At 28.4% G+C, this 19,605-nt stretch carries 13 protein-coding genes; 1 reads left to right on the top strand and 12 read right to left on the bottom strand.

The window, feature by feature from the left end; translation table 11 throughout:
- Positions 1 to 34 precede the first annotated feature (34 nt).
- From pulA to galU, 8 genes are all read right to left on the bottom strand, one after another.
- The gene (pulA, locus tag KHQ81_03100; GenBank protein ID QVK18713.1) at positions 35 to 2,155 is read right to left on the bottom strand and encodes a type I pullulanase; all 2,121 of its coding nucleotides are present in this window, start codon (positions 2,153 to 2,155) and stop codon (positions 35 to 37) included.
- A 53-nt stretch (positions 2,156 to 2,208) separates the two neighbouring features.
- The gene (locus KHQ81_03095) at positions 2,209 to 4,638 is read right to left on the bottom strand and encodes a glycogen/starch/alpha-glucan phosphorylase (protein QVK18712.1); all 2,430 of its coding nucleotides are present in this window, start codon (positions 4,636 to 4,638) and stop codon (positions 2,209 to 2,211) included.
- 17 nt (positions 4,639 to 4,655) lie between these two features.
- Positions 4,656 to 7,064, bottom strand: a complete 2,409-nt coding sequence (locus tag KHQ81_03090) for a glycogen/starch synthase (GenBank protein ID QVK18711.1) — start codon at positions 7,062 to 7,064, stop codon at positions 4,656 to 4,658.
- Positions 7,061 to 8,179 (bottom strand): glucose-1-phosphate adenylyltransferase, encoded by a 1,119-nt coding sequence (locus tag KHQ81_03085; GenBank protein ID QVK18710.1) that lies wholly within the window; start codon positions 8,177 to 8,179, stop codon positions 7,061 to 7,063. Before KHQ81_03085 ends, KHQ81_03090 begins: the two co-directional genes overlap by 4 nt.
- 67 nt (positions 8,180 to 8,246) lie before the next feature.
- Positions 8,247 to 10,115 carry a 1,4-alpha-glucan branching protein GlgB gene (glgB, locus tag KHQ81_03080; GenBank protein QVK18709.1) on the bottom strand — a complete coding sequence of 623 codons (1,869 nt, stop codon included), beginning with the start codon at positions 10,113 to 10,115 and terminating at the stop codon, positions 8,247 to 8,249.
- A gap of 4 nt (positions 10,116 to 10,119) precedes the next feature.
- Positions 10,120 to 10,920, bottom strand: a complete 801-nt coding sequence (locus tag KHQ81_03075; GenBank protein QVK18708.1) for a RecX family transcriptional regulator — start codon at positions 10,918 to 10,920, stop codon at positions 10,120 to 10,122.
- A complete protein-coding gene (locus KHQ81_03070; protein ID QVK18707.1) occupies positions 10,910 to 12,058 on the bottom strand; it encodes a UDP-N-acetylglucosamine 2-epimerase in 1,149 nt (382 codons plus the stop codon). Before KHQ81_03070 ends, KHQ81_03075 begins: the two co-directional genes overlap by 11 nt.
- Positions 12,059 to 12,166: 108 nt before the next feature.
- Positions 12,167 to 13,048, bottom strand: a complete 882-nt coding sequence (gene galU / locus KHQ81_03065; protein ID QVK18706.1) for a UTP--glucose-1-phosphate uridylyltransferase GalU — start codon at positions 13,046 to 13,048, stop codon at positions 12,167 to 12,169.
- A 265-nt stretch (positions 13,049 to 13,313) separates the two neighbouring features.
- On the opposite strand from galU, the gene KHQ81_03060 reads away from it, so the two are divergent.
- Complete coding sequence (locus KHQ81_03060; protein ID QVK18705.1) at positions 13,314 to 14,273, top strand: iron-siderophore ABC transporter substrate-binding protein; 960 nt, start codon at positions 13,314 to 13,316, stop codon at positions 14,271 to 14,273.
- A 38-nt stretch (positions 14,274 to 14,311) separates the two neighbouring features.
- Here the strand turns inward: KHQ81_03060 and KHQ81_03055 are convergent, their stop codons facing one another.
- The 4 genes from KHQ81_03055 to KHQ81_03040 all read right to left on the bottom strand — a co-directional run bounded on the left by KHQ81_03055 (position 14,312) and on the right by KHQ81_03040 (position 19,596).
- Positions 14,312 to 15,394: a flippase-like domain-containing protein gene (locus tag KHQ81_03055; protein QVK18704.1), complete on the bottom strand. Its 1,083-nt coding sequence runs from the start codon at positions 15,392 to 15,394 to the stop codon at positions 14,312 to 14,314.
- Between the two features lie 495 nt (positions 15,395 to 15,889).
- Complete coding sequence (gene cadA, locus KHQ81_03050) at positions 15,890 to 17,974, bottom strand: cadmium-translocating P-type ATPase (GenBank protein ID QVK19536.1); 2,085 nt, start codon at positions 17,972 to 17,974, stop codon at positions 15,890 to 15,892.
- Entirely contained in the window at positions 17,970 to 18,350 is a 381-nt protein-coding gene (locus KHQ81_03045; protein ID QVK18703.1) for a winged helix-turn-helix transcriptional regulator, read from the bottom strand. Before KHQ81_03045 ends, cadA begins: the two co-directional genes overlap by 5 nt.
- 193 nt (positions 18,351 to 18,543) lie before the next feature.
- Positions 18,544 to 19,596 (bottom strand): trypsin-like peptidase domain-containing protein, encoded by a 1,053-nt coding sequence (locus KHQ81_03040; protein ID QVK18702.1) that lies wholly within the window; start codon positions 19,594 to 19,596, stop codon positions 18,544 to 18,546.
- Between the last annotated feature and the right edge of the window lie 9 nt (positions 19,597 to 19,605).

Below are 19,605 nucleotides of genomic sequence, written 5' to 3'. Positions count from 1 at the left end.
AAAAAATCTTTCGAAAATGTTCGAAAGATTTTTTTTATTTTCCTATTATCATAACACTTAATGCTTTTATAATTAAATAGTTAGGAATATCTTTACCTAATAGATAAGCTTTTTCATCAAAAAGTAGTTTATAATCATCATCAAATCTATAAGCAAAATCCTCTTCTGTACAATTAAAGATAATTTGAATATCATTAAAACAACCATATTGTTTTACATTATGAAGTAATATAATAATAACGCCTTGATCACTTTCAAGAAAAGTGAGATGCTTTTTTATTTTTGCTGCTGAATTAAAATGAAAAGCCTGATGACTTTTTCTAACCTTAATCAATTCTTGGATATAATGTACGTCCTGAATATGGTCATCCATTCGTTTCCAATTAATCATATTTATTTTATCAGGCGAGTTATAACTATTTTCTACTCCATACTTTGTACGGTAAAATTCTTGACCACTATGAATCATGGGAATACCTTGTGATAGTAATAACATACTAGTGGCTAACCTTTGTCTTTTGATTCTCTTTTCTTTTGGTTCAAATGCTTTAGCTAGTTTGATTTTATCATACATTGTGAAATTATCATGGCATTCTATATAGTTAATGGTTTGATAGGGTTCAAAAAACATATGTGTTTTTTGTTTCTCATAACCAACACTTCCAGCTAACATTTGTTTAACAGATTCTAAGTATTCGAAATGACCAAATGGATAACCTAAATCATTAATCACAAATGTATTTCCTTTAATGAAATCACGATATTGATCATTAAAGAAATAAATTCCTGGGAGTTTATAAGCATTGGTTAAAGTCGATTTAAGCTCATTTGGAAGAGCGGTATTCAAATTCCAACCTTCACCATAAAGTAAAAAACCAGGATTAATATCATTCAATTCTCGTCTTATTCGATTCATTGTCTCAATATCAATTAAGCCCATTAAATCAAAGCGAAATCCATCTAATTGATAAGTTTTTGCCCAATATTTAACTGAATCAATAATAAATTTTCTTACCATCTCTCGTTCAGTCGCTAAATCATTGCCACAGCCTGATCCATTAGTTGGCATGCCATATTGGTTATAACGAAAAAAGTACCCTGGTATCATATGATCAAATGGAAAAGTGTTCATATTATGTACATGATTATAGACAACATCCATAATAACGCCAATATTATATTCATGTAAAACGTTAATCATCTGTCGTAATTCATTTAACCGAGAATAAACATCATTTGGATATAAACTATAACTTCCCTCAGGTGTATTATACTGTTCTGGATTATATCCCCAGTTATACATTTTATCAGGATCTAGTTCATCAACGCCACCGAAATCAAAAAATGGAAGAATTTGAACATGAGTAATCCCTAAATTAATTAAATAATCTAATCCCGTTGGATTATTATTAGTTGATTTTGTATTTTTTTCAGTTAACCCTAAATATTTACCCTTATATTTAACTCCGTTATTTTTATCAATTGAAAAATCACGAATATTCATTTCATAAATGATGGCATCGGTTGGTTCTTTAATTGGTTGACTGAGTGGTTTTATATCAATCAATTTTTCAGGATTTATGATGGCACTATATTGTAAATTCGCATTAGAGCTAATTCCATATACATCAATAATTTCTCTTTCTCTATTATTATTCGTAACCAAATAACGATATAACTTTCCATCTAAATCACCTTTAATGATTACTTCATATATTCCTTTTTTACATCTTCTCATTGGATATAAGTATTCTTGTTCATCACTTTTTATAATTAAAGATACTTTTGTCGCAGTAGGAGCCCATAATTTAAAAGTAGATGCTTCTTTTCGATAGGTAACCCCCAAATCTTTCTTCTCATAATAGTATAAAGTATCAAAACGACTACTTCTAACAATTGCACCAGATTGTAACACAGTTTGATTACCATACTCATCTTTAACAAAGTATAAAACTCCTAATTCTACAAATGTAGGTAATAAACATATATACTTATTATAATCACCTATATCAATAACTTGTTCAATAAATAAATCAATTTCTTCATTCTCATGTATTAATATAAAAGATCGACTTCTACCTTGAAAATAATTTTTAGGAAGTATAATCGTAACTTTATTAAAATCGTCTAAGTATGCATTAAATAAATGATTCATGTAAACCTCCGAGTCATCACTTTAAAAAACGGGGAAACCCCGTTTTTATTATATTATTGATCAAACATATTTTTTTCAAGATGCCAAATCTCATTAACGTACTGTTCTATTGTTCGGTCACTTGAAAAATAACCTGATTTAGCAATATTAATTAAAGCCATCTCTAACCATTTATCTTGATTCTTATAGGTTTGATTTGCTTTTTCTTGTGCTCTTCTATAACTATCAAAATCTTTCAAAACAAAGTATTGATCACCACGATACAATAAATTGTCATAAATATCTTTGAATTCATCTTCTTGAACATCATTAAAGAAACCATTAACTAATTGATCTAGAACTTCTTGTAGATGTAAATCTTGATGATAAATATCCCATGGGTCATATGTTTTTGCTTCATATAATTCGTTAACTTCATCAGCAGTCAGTCCAAATATAAACTCATTATCTATTCCTGTTAGTTCAGATATCTCAATATTAGCCCCGTCTAGTGTTCCTATTGTTAAAGCACCATTCATCATAAATTTCATATTTCCAGTCCCCGATGCTTCTTTAGAAGCTGTCGATATTTGTTCAGATAAATTAGCTGCTGGCATAATATCCTCTGCGTAAGAAACATTATAATTTTCAACAAAAACTACTTTCATTTTTTCATTAACAAGTTCATCATTATTGACAATTTCACTAACAGAGTTAATTAATTTAATTACCTTTTTAGCTAAATAGTAACTACTTGCAGCTTTAGCACCAAAGATATATGATTGTGGGTAAAAATTGTCATAAAACGACTGATCATTTTTGAGACGGTTATATAAATACATAATATGTAGAACATTCATTAATTGTCTTTTATATTCATGAAGACGTTTGACTTGGATATCAAAGATAGAATTCACATCTAATTTAATGTTTTGTGTTTTTTCTATTTTACTTGCTAAAGCTTTTTTACGCGCTTGTTTTATTTTATATAACGCTTTTTTTACTTTTTCATCATTTACAAAGGGGAGTAAATTTTTTAACAATTCAGGTTCTTTGACCCATTCTTTTCCACAATATTTATTTAAAAATGCGGTTAATTCAGGATTAGCTTGATAGACCCATCTTCTGTGTGTAATACCATTAGTTTTATTATTAAATTTATGTGGATATAATTCATTGAAGTCTTTCATTTCAATATCCTTCAAAATTTTAGTATGTAATTCAGCAACTCCATTCACACTAAATGAACCAACAATCGCAATATGCGCCATATGAACTAAATCATGACTGATAATTGCTAAATCAGTTATTTTAGGATGATTATCACCATATCTATTGATTAATGTTAAACATAAACGACGATTCATTTCTTCAACAATCATATAAATTCTAGGTAATAATGGTTGAAATAATCGAACGGGCCATTTTTCTAATGCTTCAGATAAAATAGTATGATTTGTATACGCACAAGTATGTGTTGTAATATCCCATGCACTATCCCAATCAAATCCTTCTTCATCAATTAAAATACGCATTAATTCTGGAACGATAAGCGCAGGATGCGTATCATTAATGTGTAGTGTAATTTTCTCATGGAAATTATCCATTGTATGATAGAGTGATTTATGTTGAGTGATAATTCTTCTTAACCCAGCAGCGACAAAGAAATATTGTTGCTTTAATCGTAATATTTTTCCTTCATCAGTTGAATCATCTGGATATAAAAATTCAGAGATTTGTCGTACTTCTCGTTCATAATCAGCAGGATTAATTCCTTCTGGATATTGTTCACAAGGTTCAGCTGACCATAGAGTTAAATTATTTACTGTTTTAGTATCGAATCCAGCAATTGGTACATCATAGGGAACTGCTTTTACACAAATCGAGTTTTCATGAATGAATTGTAGTTTTCCATCCACATTTTCCATTCTAATATATCCATAAAAAGGAACATTTGTACTTTCATTAGATTTTCTAACTTCCCAGACATACCCTCTTTGTAACCACTGATCAGGTATTTCAACTTGATAACCATTGATTATCTTTTGATTAAAAAAGCCATAACGATATCGTATACAATTTCCATGACCAGGATAACTTAATGAAGCCAGTGAATCTAAAAAACAAGCAGCTAGTCGACCTAAACCACCATTTCCTAATCCAGCATCACTTTCAACATCTTCAATTTCCTTTAAATCTAAATTCATATCAGCAAATGAAGAGTTAATAATATTGCGAACGCCTAAATTAATTAAATTATTGGTTAATAATCGCCCCATTAAAAATTCCATTGAGAAATAATAAACTTGTTTTTGTTTGTTTTTAATAACCGTTTCTTTTGATTCTATCCAATTTTTACTTACATGCTCACGTACTAATGTAGCTAAGGCATAATATTTTTGATGAATCGATGTTTCATTATATCTTTTTCCATACATATTTTCAATACGTTTTATATAAGTTTCTGTAAATACTTTTTTAGTTCTAAAAATTCCTGTTGGCATAGGTTCACCTCTATATTTTATTTTAATAATATTTCATATAAACGATAATACTTCATGGCTGTTTTATGATAATTAAAATCATAATTCATAGCACTTTTTACAATTTCATTCCAATCATTTTTCTGATTATAAAAAGTGATTGCTCTTTTTATAGTATGTAACATATCTTGCGCATTATAATTTGTAAATGTAAAACCATTTCCGTTTTTAGTGAACTCATTATAGGCAAACACCGTGTCTTTTAATCCACCTGTTTCCCTAACAATTGGAATAGTTCCATACTTAAGTGCAATCATTTGTGAAATTCCACATGGTTCAAACTTAGATGGCATTAAAAAAAGATCAGCACCTGCATAAATTTGATTTGGATTAAAAGCATCATAACCAATATTTGCTTTAACACGTTTCGGATATTTTTTCTCAAAATATTTAAATTCTGTTTCATAGACCGTATTACCTGTCCCAAGTAAAACGAATTGTACCTTCTCAGTTTCCATTAATTTATCAAATATCGATAAAACTAAATCTATCCCTTTTTGTTCAACAAGTCTAGTTACCATCCCAATTATCGGAATGTGTTCGTCAACTGTCAGATTTGAATGTTGTTGTAAGTATCGTTTGTTTTCTTTTTTCTTATCAATCGAGTTTATGTCATAATTTAAAGCAATAGAAATATCTGTTTTTGGGTGAAATACATTATCATCTAAACCATTTAATATACCGTATAAATCATTTTTCCTTTTGATTATTATATCCTGTAAATTTTCACTAAAGAATTCATATTGTAATTCTTTACTATAAGTAGGTGAGACGGTTGTAATGATATCTGTATATGATAATCCAAGTTTTAAGAAATTAATTGAATCGTCACTTGTGATATCTTTCAAGTATTTATTTATAAATTTTTCATTATAATAGATTCCTTGATACTTTATATTATGAATTGTTAAACATGTCTTAGGTCTATTATATTGCTTATATATGTGCCTTATCAAAATAGGAATTAAACAGACATGATAGTCATGAATATGAATAATATCAGGCGGATATTCAAATTTTTCTATTAACTGAAGGACACATTTATTCAGATAATAATACCTTACAAGATCATTATCATTTCCGTATATTTTTTTTTGTTCAAAATAATCTTCTATTTTAATAAAATAATATCGTACCCCTTCACGATTAAGAGAATAAACTAAACAGTTTTGATCATCAATTAAAATAGTATATTCAAGATGGAGTTGTTTTTGATAATTGTTTTTAATTTGTTGATAAAGTGGAATACATACACTGATTTCAATCCCTAAATCACGTTGACTTTTAGGGAGTGCTGCTAAAACATCAGCCAACCCACCTGTTTTTATAAATGGTGCACATTCTGTTGCCACATGAAATATCTTCATTTTTGATTTGGTTATGATTTTTTCTTCTTTTTCAACTATCACAGGATTTTCCTTAGATCCCTTTAATACAACATTTTCGCCAATAATCGTATTTTTATCTATTATACAGTAATCTAAAATCGCGTTAGCTAATATCTTAGATTGCTGCATGATAATAGAGTGATTAATACTAACGCCTTCTTCAATGAATACATCACGAGAAATAATGCTGTTTTCTATATAACCATTAATGTTTGCCCCATTTGCAACAATCGTATTCTTAACTTTTGCTTTATCTTTATAAAAAGTAGGGGGTGAATCTTTTGTTTTGGATAACATCGGTTCTTCTTCTTTAAATATTGATTTTCCAATATCAAAATTTAGCATATCCATATGACTCTCATACAAGTCTTGTATACTTTTAATCATCTTTGTGTAACCTTGATGTTCATAATCGTTTACCTTTATGTTATGGGCAAACTGAATAACTTCAATTAAATTTTTAAATCCTAAATATTCATGTTGTAATATTAATTGAATTAAATAAGCTTTTTTTAATATAAAAGTATTCACTCTTTGATTTTTTACTTTTATTTCAGTAATATCTGCTTGGGTATCAATATGATTTTTTAATGGGATTGTAAAATTTATATTCCAAACAAGAACGCCACTAGTTAAAACGACATAATCTTGTTTACTTCGCAAAAAGTATTCCATATGTTCCTTCATACGAGCAAATGAAATCATCTCTTCACTTTGGTCAATAATTCGTTTAGGAGGTAAGATAAAAAGTCCATCTCTTTTCCGGTCTAAATCCCAAACTTTACCTGATGAAACATGGTCAGTCAAAGAACGATAATTTCCATTTGGATAGATAGCTACATTACGGATTCCAGAGTTTTTAAAATTAGATAAACTAAAATCTATCAGTCGGTAACGACCACCAAATTGAATGGCACTTGGTAATCGATGAATAAAGAGTTTATGTAAATCTTTATAAAAAACAGTAGCATCAATAACTCCTAACATTTTTGGAATCATGATATCACCTCTTCAGAGATTATCTTAACTGAATCATAAACTAAGTGCGTTTTATTAGGGATTTTTACATTCATTTTCACAATCGCATTTTTAATTAAACAATTTTCTCCTATTCTGACCCTTGGCATAATTACTGTATTGTCAATCGTACTATTTTCGCCTATTATTACAGAGTGAGATAGTACAGAATGATAAACATTCCCATAAATAATACTTCCTTCACTTATAAGAGAGTTTTTTATTTTTGCATTTTTATATACATGATGTCCTGGCAGATGAATTGTATTAGAAAAAATTCGCCATTTATTATCGCCAAGTTCAATCAAGTGGGGATCATCAATCAAATCCATATTTGCTTTCCATAAGGAATAAATTGTTCCAATATCTTGCCAATATCCATTGAATAAATATGTATATACATTAAAATGCTTTATCATATGTGGAATAATATGTTTGGCAAAATCTATCTCAGCAGTTGATTGGTAACTCATATCATATAATAATGATTTTAATATTTGATAATTGAACACATATATTCCTTGAGAAGCAAGGAAAGATGTGGGATTGTCTGGTTTTTCTTCAAAAGAAGTGACTTTGTTGTTTTCATTGATTGTTAAAATACCAAAACGCTTCGCATCTTCATGATTAACCTTCACTGATGAGATGGTTAGATCAGCTTTTTTTTCGATATGATATGCGATTATTTCACTATAATCCATTTTATAAACATGGTCACTTGATAAGATAAGTACATACTTAGGTTGATATAAATCTAAATAGTTTAAATGTTGATATACCGCGTGAGCTGTTCCTTTTTGCCAATAAAAACCCTGCTGTTTAGAGGTATAAGGTGGTAATACAGTAACCCCACCATTTAAAACATCTAAATCCCAAGCACTACCACTCCCAATATAAGAGGTTAATTCAATTGGTTCGTATTGCGTAATGATCCCAATTGTATCAATACCACTATTTGTACAGTTACTTAAAGCAAAATCAATGATGCGATATTTACCACCAAAATGAAGTGCTGGTTTAGGATGGGTATCGGTTAATTCTTTTAACCTAGACCCTTTTCCTCCAGCAAGTAAAATAGCAACAACCTCTTTATGCAAAAGTGATCATCCTTTCATAAAAAAAAGTGGGTCAAACCATAAAGTTTTCCCACCTTTTATTCATTATCTATTTATTGACTAATTTTAATATTGATATCCCTAATGGAGGAATTAATAATTTAATCTGTTGTTCAAATCCATGCATTTTTTCTGCGGTAGTATGAATTAATTCTCCATTATATTGGTTAGAACCACCGTAATAATCTCTATCACTATTAACAATTTCTTGATAAACCCCTTCATAAGGAACCCCTAATTTATACTCATGATAGACAAGTGGTGTACAGTTCATAATAATGATTAATACTTCTTCATTATCCTTACTTTTTCTTACATAAGAAAAAATACTTTGATCCGAATTATTAGCATCTATCCATAAAAAACTTTGTTCTAAATGATCTGTTTCATAAAGTGCTTTTTCAGATTTATATAAATTGATCATATCACGTACGAAATAGTTAGCAGAATCATGGGATGGGAATTGATATAAATTCCAATCAAGTTGTTCCTTATCTTTCCATTCAGTCATATGAGCAAATTCTCCACCCATGAACATTAATTTTTTTCCAGGATGAGTCATCAAAAATCCAATGATTAACCTGAAATTAGCAAATTTTTGCCAGTAATCACCGGGCATTTTATTAAGGAGAGATCGTTTTCCATGAACAACCTCATCATGTGAAAATGGTAAAATAAAATTCTCTGAAAATGCATAAACAAGCCCAAAGGTAATATTATTATGCAAATATTTTCTAAACAATGAATCTTCTTCAAAATATTCTAATACATCATTCATCCAACCCATATTCCATTTATAATTAAACCCTAACCCACCCATATAAACAGGTTTTGTTACCATCGGAAAATCAGTTGAATCTTCAGCAATCATCAGAGCATTTGGATAATATTCAAATACAGCTGTATTCATTAAGCGAATAAATTCAAGTGCTTTATAATTATAACCTCGGCTTTTATCGCCTAACCAATAAATGATATTAGCGATAGCATCCATTCTAAATCCATCTAAATGATAATACTTCATCCAAAATAATACACTTGAAATCAAAAAACTTCTTACTTCGTTTTTCCCTAAGTCAAAATTAGCAGTTCCCCATACAACATTTTCTCTGACATCATCAAATGGATACTCATAGGTGGGTTCACCATCAAACATATATAAACCATGAGCATCTCGACAAAAATGTCCTGGAACAAAATCTAAAATAACACCTATTCCTGCTTGATGGCAACGGTCAATAAAATACATTAAATCTTTAGGCGTACCATATCGACTAGTAGCTGCATAATATCCTGTTCCTTGATATCCCCAAGAACCATCATAAGGATGCTCAACCAAAGGTAATAGTTCAATATGAGTAAACCCTTGTTCTAAGATATAAGGAATTACTTCATCAACCATTTCTACATAAGAGTAATTTATATTATTATCTTTTTTCTTCCATGTACCAAAATGAAACTCATAGATTGAAATAGGACTTTCATACAAATTAATACTTTTTTGTTTTTCTAAATAGTCTTCATCATTCCACTTATAACCATCAATAGGATATACTTTACTGGCTGTTTTTGGTCTTGTTTCATGATGATAGGCAAACGGATCTGCTTTTTGTAAATGATTATTTTCCCAGGTCACTATCTCATATTTATAACTCGTATATTCCATGATACCTGATATATAACTATACCAAATACCACCCTCAGAAATTTTTTTCATTGGATTTACAGAATAATCCCAATTATTAAAATCACCAATGACACTAACCTCTTTCGCATGTGGTGCATACACACAAAAAGATGCACCAATGACATTTTTTTCTTCATCAAAAACTAAATGACTACCAAAATGTTTAAAGGCTTCTTTTAATTCACCTTTATGAAACAAATACGATACAAAATCAGTGGGTTGATTTATCATAAACCTATTCCTCCGTATTAATTGAAGCAAGTACATTTAAAATATCTTCGTATAAAAAGCCTTTACTAAGTAATGTTTTAATGACTCGATTTTTAAGTTCATAACCTTCATACTTTTTTTGATATTTCTTAAACATTTTTATCGTTTCTTTTTTTAGTAATAGTTCATCATTATTATTATCCGTAAATGGATATTTATTTAATTGAAAAGAAACAATATCATAATCATATCCTTTTAAAAGCAAACTACGTAAAATAGAGGCTTTTAATTTATTTATAGATTTACTTTTATTTAATTTATCATAAGAACAGATGAGATGGATAATATTATCATTAATCATATCCTTTGAAATGTATTGTAAACTCTTTTTAATTAATTCTTCTTTAATTTGTTTCTTTAATAATTCATTTTTAATTAATTGTGGACCTTTTTTATTCATCTCAAATTGATTTTTAACATATAGGTCACTAAATAATTGATCATTAATATAATTTAATCTTTTTAATTTTTGAATAATTTCTGTCAAATACGGTTCACTGCAATCATGCTTTTTTAAATATGTCACAACTTCTTCTTCTGTACGCATTTTAAACGCAATATAGTTCAACGTTTTAGCATATATTTTTGAATAATTAGTTAACGTTTTAATAAACTTAAATTCTTCTTTATTAATTTCTTTATTAAAATATAAATGATGTTTAATAATTAAATCTTCAGATAATTGAATATGATGTTCTTTGTCCTCATCTGAAATCGTTAGTTCATATGAATTATTTTTGTTTTTTTTTATTTGACTAATTATCATTTTCTTCCTCTAAAAATAATTGATAATCTTTAATCAAACGATCAATAATCAGTAATGCTGAATTTTTAATTGCGATCTTTTTAATATTATTTTTCATATCATTTAGTAATTCATCATCGTTTAATATCGTTAATGCTTTATATATCAATTCATCTTCTTGTAAAGCAATTGTTGCTGCGCGTTTACTACTAAAGAAAATCGCATTTTCTAATTCTTGTCCATATACAGGGCGATATAAAATGACAGGAATCCCGATATTAGCTGCTTCTGTCATAGTAATACCACCTGGTTTAGTAATCATAAGATCAGAAATTCGCATTAATTCATGCATGTTATCAACAAATTGAAAGAGTACTAAATTTTTGTGTTTAAAAAATCTACGATTTAATCGATAATATAATCTAAGATTTTTACCACACACTACGATTAATTGAACATTATCTTCACTAGTAATGTCATTAACAATTTTATTAACATTCGGTACAACCCCGTGAGCACCTGCGACTAATAAAATCACCTTTTTGTTTTCATCTATATTAAACTTCTTTTTTAAATTTCGGATTTCTTCATCACTGTATTCTTTATAAAATATTGGTTTTATTGGAATACCTGTAACAGAATATTGATGATCCTTAATTCCTCGCTGCTTAAGTTGCATTGAAACACTATTAACCGCTAAAAAATGGAGACGTGTATGTTTACTAATCCAATTTGAATTAGCAAAATAATCTGTTATAACTGTATAGACAGGAATATTAATTCCTTCATCTATTAAATTGTAAGTACAGTTAACAGGAAAAGTATTTAAAATAATATGTGGTTTAGTTTCTTCAATTTTTTTAACCAATTTCTTAATCCCAAATCTTAAATAAGGTTTCGCAATTTTTAAATCTAATAATTTATCTGAACCATAATAAAAGAAACGATACGCTTGTTGTTGTAGTCCTTTCTTATAGGTACTAAAATAAAACTTCTTAACAAATTTTGTTGTTGCTGGATAATCTTCTGTATATAAGTCATATAGGCTGTATTCTATATTATCATACTTTTTAAATTCATCAATTAACCCATTTGCTACAGCAAAATGACCATTTCCATATGGTGCAGTAATAATAAGTATTCTTAGTTTCTCAGTCACTTTATTACCTCCTAAAATGTCATTATTATTATAACATTTATTGAAAAATAAATATATATTTTTAAAAAAAAATACCCTATCAAATGTTGTTTGATAGGGTATCACTTATTAATTTACCTTTTCTTTAATATAATTTAATACTTGTTCATGTAAATCTTCTCTATCTAAGGCAAAATCAATGGTTGCTTTAATAAATCCAAATTTATCTCCCACGTCATAACGATCACCAATAAAATCATAAGCATAAACCGTTTGACGAGTCATTAATCGTTTTATCGCATCAGTTAACTGTATCTCATTGCCACTTCCTGGTGTTTGTGTTTCAAGCATTTCAAAAATCTCAGGTGTTAAAACATATCTCCCTAATACAGCGAGTTGACTTGGTGCTTCTTGAACCTTTGGTTTTTCTACCATATTGGCTAATTGATAAAGTCTTTCTTTAGGCTCATGAGATTTTGATACTTCAACAATCCCATATTTATTTACATCTTCTTGTGGTACTGTTTGAACACCAACAACACTAGATCCAACTTTACCATATTGAGTTATCAGTTGTTTCAAAGCAGGTTCTCCTTGTTTATTAACAACAACATCATCACCTAATAAAACAGCAAATGGTTCATCTTTAATAAAAACTTTCGCACATAAAATAGCATGTCCTAACCCTTTTGCTTCTTTCTGACGAATATAATGAATATTAACCATATTTGAAACTTTTTCTACCATCTTAAGTAAATCATCTTTACCTTTTTTACGTAATGTATCTTCTAACTCATAAGATTTATCAAAATGGTCCTCAATTGACCGTTTTTGACCACTTGTAATAATTAATATTTCTTCTATACCTGATGCCACTGCTTCTTCAATTATATATTGAATAGTTGGTTTATCAACAATTGGAAGCATTTCTTTTGGTTGGGCTTTAGTAGCTGGTAAAAAACGAGTACCAAAACCAGCTGCAGGTATAACAGCTTTTCTTACTCTTCTCATATATTTCTCCTTCTAATTTTTGTTTCTTTTATTATATCATGTTTATGCAAATAATTGACACATCCAATCAATTTTAAATAAAAATTATTATAAGATACAATGCTTATATTATGGAATATAACAGTTTTATTTTCTGATAAAAATTAAGATCTATTGTAGTTAATATAATTATAACTATGTAAAAATTTAACTATCATTTTCTTACCGAATTAACTACTAAAAAATGCAAATAGTAATAATAGTTATTAAATATTGGAGGTAAATCATGCGAGAAAAATCTTATCTATTATATATAATGATTGCTATATCACTTGTAATCTTAACAAGTTGTAATGAAGGAATTAATAATAACTTAGTAGAAGCAAATCCACGCATTATTATGCATGCTATGGGAAAAACAAACGTGCCAATTAATCCTACACGTATTGTTACCTTAACAAATGAAGCAACTGAAGCTATGTTAGTTTTAGACATTCAACCTGTTGGCTCAGTTAAATCATGGACAGGTGATCCTTGGTGGTTTACACATATTAAAAATCAAATGTCTGGTGTTTCCGAAGTAGGATATGAAAACCAAGTGGATATAGATAAAATCTCTTCACTGAAACCTGATTTAATTATCGGTACAAAAAGCTTACATAAAGATATTTATGATAAATTATCTTATATAGCACCGACAATTTTTACCGAAAATGTAAGTGGTGATATACGTGGTAACTTTAGTAAATATGCTGAAAGTGTAAATAAAGAGGCTCAAGGAAGTGAAGTAATTATAAACTTCAATAGTCGTTTAACTAGAGTTAAAAATATCGCCATTGAGGAGAAACTTACAGATAAAAAAATAGCAGTAATCGGCTTTTTCCCGGATGAAACCTATCTTTTTCTGCAAAGTAGTTTCATTGGTAATATTTTAGATGAACTGGGTTTAAAGCATACAGAAATTAATAAGCAAAGTAATATGCAAGATTTTGTATCCATTACAAAAGATGATTTTCTCACAATTGCAGAAACTTCAATTATCATACTATACTTCACTTATGATGAACAAAGTAAAGCACAACAAATGAACTGGTTTAGTAATCCTATTATTACCAATTTAACTGGGACGACATTAGAAAAAATCTATCCAGTAAATCCAGAAATTTATTATACGTCCAATGGTATCATTGCTGCTAATGATGTATTAGACCAACTAGAATATGATTTTAAAAACTATCATTCATAAACAAGAAAAAATGAACTCATACTTGAGTTCATTTTCAATTATATACTTTCTTTTGTGGCAAGTGTTTCTTCCGGATAATTTATCTCTCTCAAATTTTTGGTATAGTTTAAAGTTAACAAAGCGATAAAACCTAATAACAAATAAAAATAATAGGTAATAAAACGCCATAATAGTAAAGCTGGGGCAAGGGCTCCTTTTTGAAAGAAGAAACTAAAAATTACATAAAATAATCCTTCAGCTCCACCACTAGCACCAGGTGATGGAATATAACTCATTACCATTGCAACAAAGATAGCACCAACGACTAAATTCGCTTCATTTCCATGGACACTTTCTCCTAGAGCCATAAAAATAAATAATGGAATGGCATAGAATAGAACGATTCTAAGAATATGATAAAACACCGCTTGAACCCATAATAATTTATGGTGATTTAGTTCTTTTATTTCACGGTTAAAATCATCAATTGTTTTCTCAATTTTTTCTGTCTTTGTTTCTAATTTAAATTTTCTAAGAATTGGCCAATGAATAATTTTTAACCAAATTACTTCTATTAAAATATGATATATTTTTTTAGAAAAAGCTAATACAAATGTCAATAAGGTAACAGACAAATTGACGCCAAATCCAATTAATAAAATATATTTATAGCCTTCTCCTTTTAAAAGGTTATTAAAATAATTAAATCGATATAGTAAACAAGTAAAACCTACAATCACAAACGCGATATTATAAGTAATAAAATTCATTAAAATAATACTTGTTGAATCTTTTGTTTTAATTCCTCTAGCATTTAAATAAAACACCTGAAAAGGTTGCCCACCTGCTGCAAAAGGAGTAATAGAATTAAAAAATTGTGTAGATAAATTTAAACGAAAAGCAGTAAAAAAACCTATACCTTTAACTTTTTTCTTTGCGAATAAAAAAATAACAAGCGATTCTAAAGCAACATAAGCTAACAACAAAATAAATACAATTATTATATAATTGATATGAATATTTTTTATTTTAATAAAAATTTCCTTAGCATTATGTTTAGATAATATATAAAAATAAATTCCAAATCCAATTAAAAAGACAATGAAAAAATTCTTTTTGTATTTTTTAATAAAATCTCTCATATTTAACTCCAATCCGTAGCCACACAGCAGCATTGAAAAAACCAAAAATTAATCTTTCTAATAAAGTTTATTTTACAAGTACAACTTGATTTAATCAATGACTATATCTTCACTATTTATTTTTAAGGATCATCTCTCATTAGAAATTGACCATAAATTCCAAAATTATATTAATAATTTCAATTTTTTTCTTTTTTTAATATTATTAATTATACCACTTCAATTTGATATAGCAAATTATTTATTTCTTATATTCATTATGATTCTTTACTTATCAATTTATTTATTATTATATTGAAAAAATTTTAAGTGATAAAATTACATAATACCACATTATAAAATATATTATGAATTTCTAACTTAGTCAACAAAAAACGAGAAAAAATTACAAAATTTAGGAAATAATTTTAGAGTCAATAGGCAAATTGGACCTGTTTTATGACAAAAACAAAGTAATATACAAAATATTACTTTGTTTTTTTATACTAATAAAATTTATTTTGTTTTATATTTTAAAATCAAAATTGAATTTAATACAGCTAATAAAGTAACGCCAACATCAGCAAATACCGCTTCCCACATATTCGCAAGTCCAAATGCACTTAGGGCCAAAACGAAGAATTTAACGCCTAAGGCAAACGTTATATTTTGCCAAACTTTTTTGTGTGTGATATGAGCCAATTTTTTAGCGTCAATAAGCTTACTTAAATCATCATTCATAATCACAACATCACTAGTTTCAATCGCAGCATCGCTACCTAAGGCTCCCATGGCAACACCTACATCTGATAAAGTCATAACAGGTGTGTCATTTACACCATCTCCAACAAACATAACACATGTATTTGAATTTTCTGCTTTTAATGATTCAAGAATTTGTAATTTATCTTCAGGTAATAAATTTGCATGTATTCTATCGATTGATAAAGCATTTCCAACATGCTCTGCTACCTTTTGACTATCACCTGTTAGCATTAAGGTTTTAGATACCCCTAATTTTTTTAATTGATGAATAGTATTTTTTGCTTCTTGTTTTATTTCATCTTCAATAACGAAATAACCAACATAAGTGTGGTTAATCGCTACATAGACAATCGTTCCAACTTCATTAACTTCTGAAAAAGAAATGTGGTTATCAATCATTAATTTAGCATTACCAGCAAGCACATCATCATTTTCAATAACTGCATGGACACCTCGTCCAAAAATTTCTTCAAATGATTTAATTTTAGATTGATCTATTGTTAATGATTGGTATTTAACAATTGCTTTACTGATTGCATGATTAGATAGACTTTCAGCATATATTGTTCTTTCGACCATTTTTTCTAAATTATTTTTTAAAGGTATGACTTTAGTCACAACAAAATTTCCTTTTGTAAGTGTCCCTGTCTTATCAAATACAACAATTCCTACATTTCTAATGACGTCTAAATAATTACCACCTTTGATTAATATTCCTTGTTTACTAGATGCCCCAATACCCCCAAAAATAGATAGAGGAATTGAAATTACTAAGGCACACGGACATGAAACAACTAAAAAGATTGCTCCACGATATAAATACTCGTCAAATTGATAAGTTGGTACAAAAAACATCGGTAATAAAACTGTAAGCACTGCTAGTAAAATTACAATAGGTGTATAAATCTTAGCAAATTTGGTAATAAACTTTTCAACTTTTGCTTTTTTACTCTGAGCATTTTGTACAAGTTCAAGTATTTTATTAACTGCTGTATCTTCATATTTTTTAGTGACTTTAATTGTCAACAAACCATTATAATTGATAAATCCAGCTAAAACTTCATCATCTACTTCCACATTTTTAGGAATCGATTCCCCGGTTAATTGAGATGAATCAACAGAAGACTGTCCTTCGATAATTATTCCATCTAGAGGTATTTTCTCACCTGGTTTTACAATAATAATATCATTAACTTTTACTTCACTGGGTTCTACTTTACTTAGTTGATTATCTTGTTTTAAGTGAGCAAATTTAGGCTGTATATCAATTAATTCTTTAATTGATTTTCGACTCCTATTTAGAGCTAAATCTTGAAAAAATTCTCCTATTTCATAAAATAACATTACTGCAACTGCTTCTGGATATGATTTTACATATACTGCCGCAAATGTTGCCATAACCATTAAAAAGTTTTCATCAAATAAGTTACCTCGTGATATATTTTTAAAAGCCTTATAAATAACTTTATAACCTACAAAGGCATAGGAAACAATAAACAAAACAGTTGTTATATTTTCAGTAAAAAGATTAAAATAGGCCAATAGAAATAAAATAAATCCACTAATGATACTAATCAAATTTACCTTTCTACCTTCTTCAGTTTCTTCTACAACTTCAGTTATTTTCGTGCCAGGTTCTATTCTATCAACTATTTGATTTATGGTTTTTAAAATATCAATAGTTTCACTTGAAGATGTAATCGACAATTTATTGTTAACCAAATCAATACTCGCAAATGAAACACAATCTAATTCTTTAATCTTTTTCTCTATTTTAAGTGCACAACCTGGACAATTTAGATTTTTAATATTATAAGTATTCTTTGTATCCTTAATCTCTTTCACTTATTTCACCACTTTCATTAATATGTTCTAGTCCATATTGAACAATCATTTCAATATGCTCATCATCTAAAGAATAGTAGACAACTTTTCCTTCTCTACGAAACTTCACAAGACGAGCTTCTCGTAATACTCGTAATTGATGGGAAATTAGTGATTGACTCATATTTAATAAATAGGAAATATCACAAACACACATCTCTGCTTTTAATAAAGTACTTATTATTTTTAAACGTGTTTGATCACCTAACACTTTAAATAATACAGACATTTTTTCTATTTCAGTTATACTAGAAAGTTCATTATTCACTTTTTTAATAATATCTAAATGAATCACATTACATTCACAAATTGTCTTATCTTTTTTCATCTTTTATCACCTCATATGAATGACTGTTCATACGTTCATTATAATACATAATATATGCAATAGCAATAAAAATGTTCATAATAAAAATAAATATAATAAAAGAACGAATGAATTTTTATCTATTCGCTCTTTTATATTGCACAAGTTAAATAAACTCCTTATTTAATTATAGATTACTAGGATTATTTCTTTATTATGTAATTGGTATATCTTTTATAATTGTCTTATTATCACGTATAATCGTTAATGATACTTTTTCATTAACTTTTGTGGTTGATAAGTAATATTTTAGATCAAAGTATTGCATTATCTCTTGTGTGTTTATTTCTAAAATTATATCATCTACTTCTAAATCTATAGTAGAAGCTAATGAGTTTGGTGTTACTTCAACTATTTGTAAGGCAAATTGGTTCTCATAATTAATACCTTGAATGGTTATTCCAAGTAACCGAGTGGGACGATTGACTACACCATTTACCTCTAATTCTGATATCACTCTGCTCACTAAATTAGAAGGAATAGAAAATCCAATGCCTTCAACATTGCTTTCCGCTATTTTCATAGAATTAATTCCCACTAATTTACCATCGAGATTAATCAGTGCTCCTCCACTATTTCCTGGATTTATCGGAGCATCTGTTTGTAGGACGCTTGCATACCAATCATCTTGACCATCATTATCTGTATCAATTGGTACTAAACGTTCTTTAGAAGATACAATTCCTAAAGTAGCACTCCCTGATAACCCTAATGGATTTCCAATCGCTATTACATACTCACCTACTTTTATCGCATGTGAATCAGAAAATTCCATATAATAATCAATTGTTCCTTTTGGAATTGAGATAACTGCCAAATCTGTAACTGGATCTGTTCCTACAATTTGACCCATTACTCTATACCCATGAGTTGTTTCAATTTCTATTTTAGATGCATCTTCCACTACATGATTATTGGTAACAATATAAGCTCTATTATTTGTTAATTTATAAATGACACCAGAACCAGCTGAACGTAATTTATTACCTAAATAATTATTTACTTGAACAACATTCTTTCCTGTTTCATCAATTGCCTCACTTACTTTTGAATCGACATTAACAGTATAATTAATTTGTTCCTTATAAAAAATATTTGGTACATAAATTGGATAGATTGTTGAGAGTTTATCAAAGCCAATCATTACTATAACAACCAAGAATGCACCTAAACAAGCACTTAAAAAATGAGAAAATAACTTTTTCATTAATTTCAC

Source organism: Mycoplasmatota bacterium, from assembly GCA_018394295.1.
Classification (GTDB): domain Bacteria; phylum Bacillota_I; class Bacilli_A; order Haloplasmatales; family Haloplasmataceae; genus JAENYC01.
The sequence above is the reverse complement of the archived record's forward strand: the minus strand, read 5'-3'. Positions and strand labels throughout refer to the sequence as shown.

What these genes read in the sequence shown, in the direction of transcription:
- pulA (QVK18713.1), bottom strand. Translation starts at nt 2,155, where the DNA reads ATGAATCATTTATTTAATGCATACTTAGACGATTTTAATAAAGTTACG.
- KHQ81_03090 (QVK18711.1), bottom strand. Translation starts at nt 7,064, where the DNA reads ATGATTCCAAAAATGTTAGGAGTTATTGATGCTACTGTTTTTTATAAA.
- glgB (QVK18709.1), bottom strand. Translation starts at nt 10,115, where the DNA reads ATGATAAATCAACCCACTGATTTTGTATCGTATTTGTTTCATAAAGGT.
- galU (QVK18706.1), bottom strand. Translation starts at nt 13,048, where the DNA reads ATGAGAAGAGTAAGAAAAGCTGTTATACCTGCAGCTGGTTTTGGTACT.
- KHQ81_03045 (QVK18703.1), bottom strand. Translation starts at nt 18,350, where the DNA reads ATGAAAAAAGATAAGACAATTTGTGAATGTAATGTGATTCATTTAGAT.
- KHQ81_03040 (QVK18702.1), bottom strand. Translation starts at nt 19,596, where the DNA reads ATGAAAAAGTTATTTTCTCATTTTTTAAGTGCTTGTTTAGGTGCATTC.
- KHQ81_03055 (QVK18704.1), bottom strand. Translation starts at nt 15,394, where the DNA reads ATGAGAGATTTTATTAAAAAATACAAAAAGAATTTTTTCATTGTCTTT.
- KHQ81_03075 (QVK18708.1), bottom strand. Translation starts at nt 10,920, where the DNA reads ATGATAATTAGTCAAATAAAAAAAAACAAAAATAATTCATATGAACTA.
- KHQ81_03095 (QVK18712.1), bottom strand. Translation starts at nt 4,638, where the DNA reads ATGCCAACAGGAATTTTTAGAACTAAAAAAGTATTTACAGAAACTTAT.
- KHQ81_03060 (QVK18705.1), top strand. Translation starts at nt 13,314, where the DNA reads ATGCGAGAAAAATCTTATCTATTATATATAATGATTGCTATATCACTT.